General features: G+C 65.4%; 9 protein-coding genes. 4 read left to right on the top strand and 5 right to left on the bottom strand.

What is annotated here, in order from left to right; all coding sequences use genetic code 11:
- Nucleotides 1-2 precede the first annotated feature (2 nt).
- The 5 genes from LB569_RS13215 to LB569_RS13195 all read right to left on the bottom strand — a co-directional run bounded on the left by LB569_RS13215 (nucleotide 3) and on the right by LB569_RS13195 (nucleotide 6711).
- On the bottom strand, nucleotides 3-2063 hold the full coding sequence (locus tag LB569_RS13215) for a 3-hydroxyacyl-CoA dehydrogenase NAD-binding domain-containing protein (RefSeq protein WP_224692695.1): 2061 nt from the start codon (nucleotides 2061-2063) through the stop codon (nucleotides 3-5).
- Nucleotides 2064-2197: 134 nt separating this feature from the next.
- Nucleotides 2198-3145 (bottom strand): ABC transporter permease, encoded by a 948-nt coding sequence (locus LB569_RS13210; RefSeq protein ID WP_224692693.1) that lies wholly within the window; start codon nucleotides 3143-3145, stop codon nucleotides 2198-2200.
- Between the two features lie 3 nt (nucleotides 3146-3148).
- Nucleotides 3149-4129, bottom strand: a complete 981-nt coding sequence (locus tag LB569_RS13205; protein ID WP_224537241.1) for an ABC transporter permease — start codon at nucleotides 4127-4129, stop codon at nucleotides 3149-3151.
- Between the two features lies 1 nt (nucleotide 4130).
- Nucleotides 4131-5648, bottom strand: coding sequence for a sugar ABC transporter ATP-binding protein (locus LB569_RS13200; RefSeq protein ID WP_224692691.1), 1518 nt, complete (start codon nucleotides 5646-5648; stop codon nucleotides 4131-4133).
- A 49-nt stretch (nucleotides 5649-5697) separates the two neighbouring features.
- On the bottom strand, nucleotides 5698-6711 hold the full coding sequence (locus LB569_RS13195) for an ABC transporter substrate-binding protein (protein WP_224692689.1): 1014 nt from the start codon (nucleotides 6709-6711) through the stop codon (nucleotides 5698-5700).
- A gap of 212 nt (nucleotides 6712-6923) precedes the next feature.
- On the opposite strand from LB569_RS13195, the gene LB569_RS13190 reads away from it, so the two are divergent.
- The 4 genes from LB569_RS13190 to LB569_RS13175 are packed head-to-tail and all read left to right on the top strand — an operon-like array spanning nucleotide 6924 to nucleotide 12527.
- Complete coding sequence (locus LB569_RS13190; RefSeq protein WP_224692679.1) at nucleotides 6924-9341, top strand: glucan 1,4-alpha-glucosidase; 2418 nt, start codon at nucleotides 6924-6926, stop codon at nucleotides 9339-9341.
- 51 nt (nucleotides 9342-9392) lie between these two features.
- On the top strand, nucleotides 9393-10409 hold the full coding sequence (gene gnd / locus LB569_RS13185) for a phosphogluconate dehydrogenase (NAD(+)-dependent, decarboxylating) (RefSeq protein WP_224692677.1): 1017 nt from the start codon (nucleotides 9393-9395) through the stop codon (nucleotides 10407-10409).
- Between the two features lie 22 nt (nucleotides 10410-10431).
- Nucleotides 10432-11808: a glucose-6-phosphate dehydrogenase gene (zwf, locus tag LB569_RS13180; RefSeq protein ID WP_224537230.1), complete on the top strand. Its 1377-nt coding sequence runs from the start codon at nucleotides 10432-10434 to the stop codon at nucleotides 11806-11808.
- Nucleotides 11809-11822: 14 nt separating this feature from the next.
- On the top strand, nucleotides 11823-12527 hold the full coding sequence (locus LB569_RS13175; protein WP_224692676.1) for an ROK family protein: 705 nt from the start codon (nucleotides 11823-11825) through the stop codon (nucleotides 12525-12527).
- Nucleotides 12528-12666 lie beyond the last annotated feature (139 nt).

Below are 12666 nucleotides of genomic sequence, written 5' to 3'. Positions count from 1 at the left end.
GATCAGGCTTCCCAGGAACCGGTCTCGGCCATCCGCTTCAGCAAGGGCGCCGGCTTGAAAACATCCTTGCCGGTCCGCTCGTGCCAATGCTCGAGCCGCTCGACGATCTTCCCCGCGCCTTCGAGGCCGGCCCAGAACATCGGGCCTCCCTTACCGATGGGAAAGCCGTAGCCATTGACCCATACGACATCTATGTCGGACGCACGGGCCGCGATCCCTTCCTGCAGGATCTTCGCCCCCTCATTGACCAGGGGATAGAGCGTACGTTCGATGATCTCGTCCGCGCCGATGGCACGCGGCACGATGCCTTTCTCGGCGGCCTTGTCGCGGATCAGCGCCTCGACCTCGGGATCGGGAACGCCTGACCGGGCACCAGCCTCGTAGAGATAGAAGCCACGGCCGGTCTTCTGGCCGAAACGCCCCTGTTCGCACAGCGTGTCGGCGATCACGGCCGCCAGCCCGCGCGCCTTGCGGTTGCGCCAGCCGATGTCGAGGCCGGCAAGGTCGCCCATCTGGAACGGACCCATTGGCCAGCCGAAATCGGTGAACGCCTTGTCGATCTGGCTGGGGGTAGCGCCTTCCAACAGCAACGCCTCGGATTCCGAGCCGCGCGCCGCCAGCATGCGGTTGCCAACGAAGCCGTGGCAGACACCGACGACGACGGCCACCTTGCCGATGCGCCGCGCGAGGTCGACCACGGTCGCCAGCGCATCCGGTGCGGTTTTTTCGGCGCGCACGATCTCCAGCAGCTTCATGACGTTGGCCGGCGAGAAGAAATGCAGGCCGAGCACATCCTGCGGCCGCGACGTCGAGGCGGCGATCTCGTCGATGTCGAGATAGGAGGTGTTGGTGGCAAGGATGGCGCCCGGCCTGGCCACCGCGTCCAGCTTGCCGAAGATTTCTTTCTTGACCGCCATGTCCTCGAACGCCGCCTCGACGATCACGTCGCAATCGGCGAGATCGGCATGGTCGATCGAGCCCTTGAACTGGGCGAGCCGCTGCAGCTTGGCCGCTTCGCTCAAGGAACCCCGCGAAACCGAGACGGCATAATTCTTCTCGATCGTGCCCAGCCCGCGCTGTAGCGCTTCCTGATTGGTTTCCAGCAAGGTGACGGGATAGCCGCCATTGACGAAAGCCATGGCGATGCCGCCACCCATCGTGCCGGCGCCGATGACGCCGACGCGACCGATCCTGCGCTTGGGCGTGTCCTTGCCGGGCAGCTTTGCCGCCTCGCGTTCGGCGAAAAACAGGTGCCGTTGCGCGCGCGACTGGTCGCTGGCGACGAGTTTCACGAACAGTGCCCGCTCCGCCGCCAGTGCCTCGTCGAAGGGCAGCGTGAGGGCATTGCGCACCGCCTGCGCACAGGCGATTGGCGCCTCGAGGCCCCGCGCCTTTCGGGCAAGGCCCGCGGCTTCCGCATCGAAGGCCACGAGATCGGTGTCCTTCAACTCCTCATCGCGATCGCGCACCGGGGTGAAAGGGCCGCCCTTGCGGGCCATTTCCCCGGCAAAATTCACGGCGTGGATGGTAAGATCGCCCTCGAAGACGGCGTCGACCAGGCCGGCGCCATGTGCCTCATCGGCGCCGATCGGAGTGCCGGAAACGATCATTCTCACCGCCTTTAAAGCGCCCACGAGGCGCGGCAGCCGTACCGTGCCGCCGCCGCCGGGCAGGAGGCCGAGCTTCACCTCGGGCAGGCCAAGCCTGGCGCTTCGATCTGCAACGCGGAAATGGCAGCCGAGCGCCAGCTCCAGCCCGCCGCCGAGCGCGGTGCCGTGGATGGCGGCGACGGTCGGCTTGGCGATGGTTTCGAGCGTCGCCACGATGGCGCGCAGGTCGGGCTGCCGCACCGGCTTGCCGAATTCGGTGATGTCGGCGCCGGCAACGAAGGTCCGGCCGGCGCAGGCAATGACGATCGCCGCGACCGATGCGTCGTCGCGCAGCGCGACCAGCGCCTGCAACAGCGGCTCGCGGACGTGAAAACTCAGCGCGTTGACCGGCGGATTGTCGATGGTGATGACGGCGACGCCGTCCTCGTTCACGACACTGACAGAATTGGACAAGCGGAGCCTCCCGAGACCGGCTGAGATCGCGAAAGGGTTTACTAGGCCGCGCCGCGAATGGGAACCCGATGTTGAGCTGGTCCAATGGTTGGCCGCCAGGCGGAGCGACGCGGCGCGGAACAGAGCCGTGCGCGCTAGCGCACCGCCTTCTCGCCACCCGCCGCCGTGATCACGCCAACGATGATCAGCCCTGTCAGCAGCAACCGCACCCCGGCACTGACGCCGAATGTGTTGAGCATGGTGAGCAGCAGCACCAGGAACAGCGCCGCGCCCCAGACGCCGGGCACATTGGCCTTGCCGCCGGCCACCGATGTGCCGCCGATGACGACGACCGCGATCGAGGCCAGCAGATATTCATTGCCGATGTCGACATTGGCGCCGCGGAAATAGCCGGCGAGCAGCGCGCCGTCGAGGCCGCCAAGCGCGCCCGACAGCGTGTAGGTGAGAAAGCGGATGCGCCCGACATTGACGCCGGCGAGCCAGGCGGCGCGGATGTTCTGGCCGATCGCCAGCACTGAACGGCCATAGATCATGCGCTGCAAGGCGATGGCCGCGCCGACGGTGAACAGCACGGTGAGGATCGCCAGCACCGGAATGCCCAGCACCTGCCAGTTGGTGAAATCGGCGAAGCCCGGCGGCGGCTTGATCTGCAGCCCGCGGCCATAGCTGATGTCGACCGACTGGATGATGAAGCTCGCCGACAGCGTCGCGATGATCGGCGGAATGCGCAGCGCCCAGATCAGCAGATAGTTGATGGCGCCGATCGCGGCGCCGCAGGCGAGCGCCGCCAGCAAGCCTATCACGATCATGGAATCGCTGCCGCCCATCACCTTCATGGCAACCGCGCTGGCCAAGCCGATATTGGCCGGCAGCGACAGGTCGACATTGCCGGGTCCGAGCGTGATTACGAACATCTGGCCGACGCCAACGATGACAGTGAAAACGGCAAGCGACAATGCGGCCGTCACCATGCCGCCGGCGCCATAACCGCCGGTGAAGGCGATCGTCGCCAGCCACACCAGCAAGGCACCGACGAACGACCAGATCCAGGGTCTTGTGAGCAGCTTTTTCAGCGCGGCCATCGCTCACCTTTCCCTGCGGCTGATCAGCACCCGCGCCGCCAGCACGATGATCAGGATGGCGCCGTTGGCCGCCACCTGCCAGTCGGGTGGAATGTGCATGAAGGTGAGCAGCGGCGAAGCAGCCAGCGCCAGAGTCAGCGCCCCGATGACGGCGCCGATCGGCGACACCCTGCCGCCGACGAACTCGCCGCCGCCGAGGATGACGCCGGCAATCGCGAGCAGCGTGTAGCCATTGCCGATATTGGCATCGGCCGACGTGGTGATGCCGATCAGCGCCATGCCCGACAGCACGCCGAACAGTCCGGCCAGCGCAAACAGCACGATCTTGGTCTTGAGCAGCGACCAGCCGGCGCGCCGCAATGCCGCCGGATTGCCGCCGGAACCGCGCAGGATCACGCCGTAAGAGGTGCGCATCAGGCCGAAATGCACGACCGCAGCGATCAGCAGCGCGGCGATGATCGGGAACGGGATGAAGGGCGGCTTGAAGGACATGATCGCCAGCAGCCAGTCCGGCGCCTTGCCGCCGGGCTTTGGCAGGACGAGGATGGCCAGCCCCTGCCAGACGAAACTCATGCCGAGCGTCACCACGATGGACGGCAGGTTGCGCAGATGGATCAGCGCGCCAAGCAGCGCATAGATGCCGATTGATCCGGCGAGAATGAGGACGCCGACGAGCGGCGCATCCTTCAGCCACGTCGCGGTGACGCAGCCGACAAAGCCGACAAAGGTGCCGATCGAGAGATCGAGCTCGTTGCCGGATATGACGAACATCTGCGCGATCGTCGCCAGCGCGATCGGGATCGCCAGGTTCAGCATCAGGCTGAAGCCGAAATAGCTGATGGCGCGCGGATTGAGCCAGGCGATGGCAAGCAACACCAGTGCCAGCGACAGCGCCGGCAGCAGGCCGCGCAAGAGCCGCGCACGCGCCGCCGCATTGCGCGCCGCCGATCCCTTGAAGCCAGTGTCGATTGGCGTCGCGCTCATCTCAGGCCGCGTCGCCGAAGGAGGACTGGATGATCTTCTCCTCGGTCAGCTCGTCGCGCGTCAAATTGGCGACGATGCGGCCGTTCTTGAAGACATGGATATGGTCGCAATTGTCGAGCTCTTCGGTTTCGGTGGTGTACCAGAGGAAGGTACGGCCCTTGGCTGCTTCCTCGCGCACGAGGTCGTAGACCTCCAGCTTGGTGCCGATGTCGACGCCGCGCATCGGGTCGTCCATCAGCACGATCTGGGCATCGGAACCTAGCGCCCTGGCGAACAGCGCCTTCTGCTGGTTGCCGCCCGACAGGGAGAAGATGTTGTTGTTCATGTCGGGGGTGCGGATGCCGATCTTCTTCTGCCAGAACGCGGCGAGTTCGGCCTCGCGCTGGGGCGAGATCAGGAAGCCGTCGCGCAGAAGCGCCAGCGAGCGGATGCCGATGTTTTCGGCAATCGACCATTGCGGGAAAATGCCGTCCGACTGGCGGTCGCCCGCCACCAGCGCCACCGGCGCCGTGACCTCGATCCCGGCCTTGGCGCGTGCGGCGGCATCGAAGATCCGCAGCAGCAAGTCGGTCTGCCCGTGACCGGCCAGCCCGGCAAGGCCAATGATCTCGCCCGCGCAAGCGACTAGCTCCTTGCCGTCGGTCTGCCCGGCGGGCCGCGCCCGGACGCGCAGCGGGCGCGCCCCAGGTTTCGCGGCGGCAGCGGCGGCAACCTTCTGGCGCGCCTCCGCCCCGCCCATCACCGTCACCAGCCGGTCGCGGTCGAAGGCGCCGGCCGCATCCGAGGCCACCATCTTGCCGTCGCGCATCACCACGATGCGGTCAGCGTTGCGCAACACCTCGCCAAGCACGTGCGAGATCAGGATGCAGCTCTTGCCGCCGGCGACGAAGCGGCGCACGAACGCCAGCAGCTGGCCTGATGTGTGCGCGTCGAGCGACGAGGTCGGCTCGTCGAGGATGACGAGGTCAAGCCGGTCCTGCGTCACCGTGAAGGCGCGCGCCACCTCGACCATCTGGCGCCGGCCGATCGACAGGTCGCCGACGATGTCCCAGGCCGAAATGCCATGGTCCGGGAAGATTTCGTCGAGCTTGGCGGCGATCAGCTCGGCCGCCTTGCGCCGCCAGCCGAAGCCGGACAGCGAAGCGTGGTTGATGCGCGTGTTCTCGGCGACGCTGAGATTGGGGCACAGCGACAGCTCCTGGAACACGCAGCGTATCCCGAGCTGCCGTGCCCGCGACACCGAATAGCTTTCCTCGATGCCGCCATGCACGCGGATCGCCCCGCTGTCGGGTGTCAAGGTGCCGGCCACCATGTGCATCAGCGTCGACTTGCCGGCGCCGTTATGGCCAACGAGGCCGACGCATTCGCCTGATACGACATGGAAATCCACCCCGGCCAATGCCCTGACGGCGCCGAAATGCTTTTCGGCACCTTCAAGTCTTACGATGTCGACATTGGCGGCGCCGGATTGTTTTTCGGCGCCGCTCGGTCTGATGATGTTCGTGTTGCCTGCGGCCATGCTCAACGATATCCGCCCGGTGATAGCCGCGGCAACGCGTCCGCGACCTTCACTTGATATTGGCTTTGATGGCCGCGATGGCATCTTCCTGGGTGTATTCGTGGGTGGCGACGCCGCCCTCCTTGATCTTCGGAAGGGCTGCCTCGAAATCGTCCTGGGTGAAGGCGAGATACGGCACCAAGAGATCGTGCGGAATGTCCTTGCGGCCATCGAGCACCTGCTGCGCCACCCAGAAGGCGAGCGTCGAAACGCCGGGCGCGATCGATGCCGACCATGTCTGGTAGCCGTCCTTGTCCTTCTGTTCCTTCCACCACTTCAATTCGTCCTGACGGTTGCCCATGATGATGGTCGGGCGCGGCTTGCCGGCCGCGGCGAAGGCCTGCGCGGCGCCATAGCCGTCGCCGCCCTGGTCGACGATGCCGACGATGTCGGGCAAGGACGGCAGGATGGTCGCGACCGCCTTCTGCGCCGTGGTCTGGTCCCAGTCGCCGGTCACCGAACCGACGATCTTGAATTCTGGATGCGCGGCCACGCCTTCGAGGATGCCGGCATGGATGGCGTCGTCGATCGATGTGCCGGCCAAGCCACGGATTTCCAGCAGGTTGCCGCCCTTTGGCTGGAACTTGGCCATCTGCTCGACTTCCTGCTTGCCCATGTCCTTGAAGTCGACGACGACGCGGTAGGCGCAAGGCTCGGTGACGGTGCCGTCGAAGGAAACGACGACGATGCCGGCGTCGCAGGCCTGCTTGATGGCGCCGTTCAACGCATCCGGCGAGGCGGCGTTGATGACGATCGCGTCATAGCCCTGCAGGATCAGGTTCTGCACCTGGGCGGCCTGCGTCGGCACCTCCTTGTCGGCGGTGGTGAAGACATCGGCCGCGCCAACGATCTTGTCGTCGACCGCCTTCTTGGTGACGATGCCGTAGCTGTCGAGCATCGCCTGCCGCCATGAATTACCGGCATAATTGTTGGAGAACGCGATCTTCTTGCCGCTGGTGTCGGCAAAAGCCGTACCGGCGGCGAGCATCGCCGCAAGTGTGCCGAGAACGAACAGTTTCTTCATGTCATACTCCTCCCGAGTGTTAATGGTCTGGTTGCCTGCTGGTAAAAGTGGCGCGTATTGCGTTCCTGTTTTTTATCTATTGTCAGACAAAAGTGCAGAAGGGCCGGCGAGCTGTCAACTGCAATCCGCGAAGAGCCCGCGATCACTTTGCGGTGCGACGATTGAAAAAGCTTCGGCTGATGGGCTAGGCATGCGGACATGAGGTTGAAAGCATGACGGCGACGCCGATCGTTCCCCCTGGCGCACCGGGAATTCCGGCACGCTGGACGTCAAGCGCCAAGAGCGGCGTTGGAACAGCGCTTTCGCAGGCCGGCCGGGTCTGGTTCACCATCAGCCATGGCATATTGAACGAAATCTACTATCCGCGCGTCGACAGCGCCTGCACGCGCGACCTCGGCCTGATCGTCACCGGCAAGGATGGATATTTCTCGGAAGAAAAGCGCGATGCCGCGCACGCCATCGAGCCGTTCGAGGACGGCGTGCCCGCCTACAGGCTGGTCAACACGGCCGATGAGGGCGCCTACCGGATCGAGAAGCACATCGTGGCCGACCCGTCGCGGCCGACGCTGCTGCAGGAGATCACCTTCACACCGCTCAAGGGGGCTGCGGAAGATTACCGCGTCTACGCGCTTCTGGCGCCGCATCTGGTCAATGCCGGCATGGGCAACACCGCCTGGGTCGGCGAACACGAGGGAAAGCCTGTCCTGTTTGCCTCGGGGCGCGGCACCTGCCTGGCGCTGGCCTCGTCGCTGCCCTGGCGTGACTGTTCGGCCGGCTATGTCGGTTTCTCCGACGGCTGGCAGCAATTGAACCATGTCGGGATGCTCGATCCTGCATGCCGGCGCGCCGAGGACGGCAATGTCGCGCTGACCGGTGAGATCGGCTTCACCGCCACGAATACAAAAGCCGTGCTGGCGCTGGGTTTTGGCGCGACACCGGACGAAGCCGCCGAAAACGCCTGCGCCAGCCTGAAGCGGGGTTTTGAGCCGGCGGCGAAATCCTATGTCGAAGCATGGCGCGAATGGCAGGCGAGCCTGCTGCCGCTGGACCGCCACGCAGTGCCCGGGGTGAACAGCTATCGGGTTTCAACCGCGGTGCTGGCAACCCACCGGTCATCGGCCATGCCGGGCGCGGCGGTGGCCAGCCTGTCGATCCCCTGGGGCTTCAACAAAGGCGATGACGACCTCGGCGGCTACCACCTGGTCTGGCCGCGCGACCTGGTCGAGACGGCGGGCGGTTTTCTCGCCGCCGGCGATCACGTCTCGGCACTGCGGACTCTGGAGTACCTCCGTTCCATTCAGCAGCCCGACGGCCATTGGCCCCAGAACGCCTGGCTCGACGGCTCGGCCTATTGGCCCGGGATTCAGATGGACGAATGCGCCTTTCCCCTGCTGCTCGCCGATGCTCTGCATCGCGCCGGCCACTTGCCGGGTGCCAAGCTCAAGGCCTTCCTGCCGATGATCGAGCGCGCCGCCTCCTATGTCGTGCGCAATGGCCCCGTCACCGGCGAGGACCGCTGGGAAGAGGACGCCGGCTACAGCCCGTTCACGCTGGCCATCGAGATCGCGGCGCTGCTTGCCGGCGCCGACCTGCTCGACGCCTGCGGCCGGACGACCGAGGCGGCCTATCTGCGCGAGACCGCGGACTGCTGGAACGATCAGGTCGAGCGCTGGACCTATGTAACCGGCACGGCCACCTGCGAGGCGGCAGGCGTCGCCGGCTACTACGTCCGCATCGCGCCGCCCAACGACCCCGATGCCGGCTCGCCGAAGGACGGCTATGTGCCCATCAAGAACCGCCCGCCGGGCGACACGGAACGGCCAGCCGAGGAAATCGTCAGCCCCGACGCGCTGGCGCTCGTGCGCTTTGGCCTGAGAGCCGCCGACGATCCGCGCATCGTCGACACCGTCAAGGTCATCGATGCGCAATTGCGCCGCGAGCTGCCGCAAGGACCGCTCTGGTACCGCTACAACAGCGACGGCTACGGCGAGCACGCGGATGGCTCGCCCTTCGACGGCACCGGCCAGGGCCGGCCCTGGCCTCTGCTCGCCGGCGAACGCGCCCATTACGAGCTGGCGGCCGGCCGCAAGGACATGGCGGCCAGCCTGCTCGACGCGCTGGAAGGGTCGGCAGGGCTTGGCGGCCTGCTGCCGGAACAGGTGTGGGACGGCGCCGACATTCCCGAGCGCGAGCTGCTGCATGGCAAGCCGTCGGGCAGCGCCATGCCATTGGTCTGGGCGCATTCCGAACATATCAAGCTGCTGCGCTCGCTGCGCGACGGCGCCGTCTTCGACATGCCGCCGCAAGGCGTGAAGCGCTACATCGAGGACAACACCCTATCGCCGTTCAGGACATGGCGCTTCAACAACAAGATCCGTGCGCTGCCTGAAGGCAAGACATTGCGCATCGAGCTGTTGGCGGCGGCGACCGTACACTGGAGCGCCGACAATTGGGCGACCGCCCGTGACAGCCAGACAGTGGAAAATGCCTTCGGCATCCACCTTGTCGACCTGCCCACGGCCGGGCTCCCCAGCGGAAGCACGCTGATCTTCACTTTTTTCTGGCCCGGCACCGGCGATTGGGAGAATGTCGACTTCTCTGTCATATCTGGCGGGCAGGATAGCCAGTAGACCCTTCTCCAGGGAAACCCCGAGACTCTTTCAGGAAACAGGGACGAAACCATGCAGATCGGAATGATGGGACTGGGCCGGATGGGCGCCAACATGGTGCGGCGCCTGATGCGCGACAACCACGAATGCGTCGTCTACGACATCAACCCGGCCAGCGTCGCCGCGCTTGTGAGCGACGGCGCCTTGGGGGCGGCATCCCTGGAGGAATTCGTCGGCAAGCTCGCCAAGCCGCGCTGTGTCTGGCTGATGCTGCCGGCGGCGATCACCGGCAGGATCATCGATCAGGTCACGGCGCTGATGGAGCCCGGCGACATCGTCATCGACGGCGGCAATTCCTACTACCACGACGCCGTCGACCAGGCCGCGAAACTGGCCACCAAGGGTATGCATCTTGTCGATGTCGGCACCAGCGGCGGTGTCTGGGGCCTGGAGCGTGGCTACTGCCTGATGATCGGCGGCCCCGACGTGGCGGTGCAGCACCTCGATTCGGTCTTTGCCACGCTGGCGCCGGGCCTCGATGCCGGCGCCGCGGCGCCGGACAAGGCCGCCGGGACCGCGCCCTATGGCTACCTGCATTGCGGACCGAGCGGCGCCGGCCACTTCGTCAAGATGGTGCACAACGGCATCGAATATGGCGTCATGGCCGCCTATGCGGAAGGCATGAACATCCTGAAGTCGGCCAATGCCGGCAAAAGGCCGCGCACGGCGGACGCCGAGACCAGCCCACTGGAAAACCCGCAATACTACCAGTTCGACATCGACCTTCCGCAGGTGGCCGAGGTGTGGCGGCATGGCAGCGTCATCGGCTCCTGGCTGCTCGATCTCACCGCCGGCGCGCTGAAGAGCGATCCGGGCCTCGCCCAGTTCGGCGGCCGGGTTTCGGATTCCGGCGAGGGCCGCTGGACGCTGAAGGCGGCGATCGACACCGGCGTGCCGGCCCCGGTCCTGTCCTCGGCGCTGTTCGACCGCTTCTCCTCGCAAGGCGAATCCGAATTCGCCGACAAGCTCTTGTCCGCCATGCGCTATGCCTTCGGCGGCCACATCGAAAAGCCGAAGGGCGGCAAGTGACGGCGACAGGGGAGACGCGCGCATGAGCCAGGAACGGTCCGACACGCTGGTGCTCTTCGGAGCGACCGGCGACCTCGCCCACAAGAAGATATTTCCAGCCCTTTACCAGATGGTCGCCAAGGGCACGCTCACCGAACCGGTGATCGGCGTCGCCTTCGACGCCTGGGATTTGAAGCAGTTGCAGGACCGTGCCCGCGACGGAATCGTCAACGCGCTCGGCAAGATCGACGAGAAGGTGTTCGCCAAGCTGGCGTCGCTGCTGCGTTATGTCAGCGGCGACTACCGCGATCCGGCCACTTTCGAGAAGCTGAAGACCGCCCTCGGCAGCGCCCAGCGGCCGCTGCACTACATGGCGGTGCCGCCGACCATGTTCGAGACCGTCGTGCAAGGGCTGGAGCAATCGGGCACCGCGCATGGCGCGCGGCTGATGGTGGAAAAGCCGTTCGGCCACGATCTGCAGTCGGCGCGCTGGCTGAACCGGGTGCTGCACCTGGTGTTCGACGAACAGTCGATTTTCCGCATCGACCACTATCTCGGCAAGGAAGCGATTCAAAACCTGCTCTATTTCCGCTTCGCCAACGCCCTGCTCGAGCCGATCTGGAACCGCAACTTCGTCGAGAGCGTGCAGATTACGATGGCCGAGGATTTCGGCGTCGAAGGGCGCGGCCGCTTCTATGACGATGTCGGTGCGATCCGCGACGTCATCGAGAACCATCTGCTCAACATCCTGCTGCTGCTCGCCATGGAGCCGCCGGTCGGCCGCTCCGCCGACGATTTGATCGACGAGAAGGTGCAGGTGCTGCGCGCTATCAGGACATTGACGAAGGACGATGTCGTGCGCGGCCAGTTCGCCGGCTATCTCGCCGAGCCCGGCGTGGCGCCGAACTCGCCGGTCGAGACCTTCGCGGCCGTGCGTTTCTTCGTCGACACCTGGCGCTGGCAGGACGTGCCCTTCTTCATCCGCGCCGGCAAGAACATGCCGGTGCATGTCACCGAAGTGGTCGTGCGGCTGAAGCGACCGCCCCTCGACGTCTTCGACCCGATCAAGCCCGCCGACCAGAATTACGTCCGTTTCCGCATCGACCCGCAGGTGATGATCGCCATCGGCGCCCAGCGCAAGGCGCCCGGCGACGACATGATCGGCGAACAGGTGGAACTCACCGCGCTCGACGACTCCAAGGGCGACATGCCGCCCTATGAACGGCTGATCGGCGACGCCATGAACGGCAATGGCCAGCTCTTCACCCGCCAGGACGCGGCGGAACTCGCCTGGCGCATCGTCGGTCCGGTGCTCGGCGACACCACGCCGCCGCATCTTTACGAACCCAAGACATGGGGACCGGCGGACGCCATGGCCGGCTTCGGGCCGCCCAATGGCTGGATCGACCCGGTGGCATGAGCGGAGGGAACAGGATGGCCAAGGCGGTGAAGCAGGCTGCGCCGGAGACCGGGCAGGTCGTCCTTTCGATCGACATTGGCGGCTCGCACGTCAAGATCCTGACCAGCGACGGCGGCACCGAACGCCGGACCGATTCCGGCCCGGACCTGACGCCGCGGCAAATGATCGACAAGGTCAAGACGCTCGCCGAGGGCCTGTCCTATGACGTTATCTCGATGGGTTACCCAGGCCCGGTGCGCCACAACAAGCCGGTGCTCGACCCCATGAATCTCGGCAAGGGCTGGGCCGGCTTCAATTTCGCCGCGGAGTTCGGCAAGCCGGTCAAGGTGGTCAACGATGCGCTGATGCAGGCCATCGGCAGTTATGAGGGCGGGCGCATGCTGTTCCTGGGCCTCGGAACCGGCCTCGGTGCGGCGATGGTCCTCGACAATGTCGGCCAGCCGATGGAACTCGCCCACCTTCCCTACAGAAAAGGCCAGAGTTTCGAGGACTATGTCGGCGAACGCGGTCTCGTAAAGCGCGGCAAGAAGAAGTGGCGCGCTCATGTCTTCGACGTCGTCAACCGGCTGCGCGCCGCCCTGCAGCCAGACTATGTCGTCATTGGCGGCGGCAATGTCGACAAGCTCGACGAATTGCCCGCCAACTCCAGGCGCGGCGACAACACACGGGCCTTCGAAGGCGGATTTCGTCTGTGGCGAGACAAGGCCCTGATCGTCTGATATTATTACAGTTTAGTATTGTCGTTCAAAATGCCGTGTTATGTCGCCCCGATAGATTGCATTGTGCAGATTTGCCGACTAGGTAGTCGGCCCCACTACATCGCGTCGCGCGCGACGCACAAAGAGACGCACTTTAATT

Origin of the sequence: Mesorhizobium sp. BH1-1-4 (assembly GCF_020165665.1) — a bacterium.
Classification (GTDB): Bacteria; Pseudomonadota; Alphaproteobacteria; order Rhizobiales; family Rhizobiaceae; genus Mesorhizobium.
Note: the sequence above shows the minus strand (reverse complement) of the source record. Positions and strands in the feature narration are given on the sequence as shown.

Excerpts from the sequence above, each read along its gene's own strand:
- LB569_RS13210 (WP_224692693.1), bottom strand. The coding sequence starts at position 3,145 with ATGGCCGCGCTGAAAAAGCTGCTCACAAGACCCTGGATCTGGTCGTTC.
- LB569_RS13205 (WP_224537241.1), bottom strand. The coding sequence starts at position 4,129 with ATGAGCGCGACGCCAATCGACACTGGCTTCAAGGGATCGGCGGCGCGC.
- LB569_RS13200 (WP_224692691.1), bottom strand. The coding sequence starts at position 5,648 with ATGGCCGCAGGCAACACGAACATCATCAGACCGAGCGGCGCCGAAAAA.
- LB569_RS13195 (WP_224692689.1), bottom strand. The coding sequence starts at position 6,711 with ATGAAGAAACTGTTCGTTCTCGGCACACTTGCGGCGATGCTCGCCGCC.
- LB569_RS13190 (WP_224692679.1), top strand. The coding sequence starts at position 6,924 with ATGACGGCGACGCCGATCGTTCCCCCTGGCGCACCGGGAATTCCGGCA.
- gnd (WP_224692677.1), top strand. The coding sequence starts at position 9,393 with ATGCAGATCGGAATGATGGGACTGGGCCGGATGGGCGCCAACATGGTG.
- zwf (WP_224537230.1), top strand. The coding sequence starts at position 10,432 with ATGAGCCAGGAACGGTCCGACACGCTGGTGCTCTTCGGAGCGACCGGC.
- LB569_RS13175 (WP_224692676.1), top strand. The coding sequence starts at position 11,823 with ATGGCCAAGGCGGTGAAGCAGGCTGCGCCGGAGACCGGGCAGGTCGTC.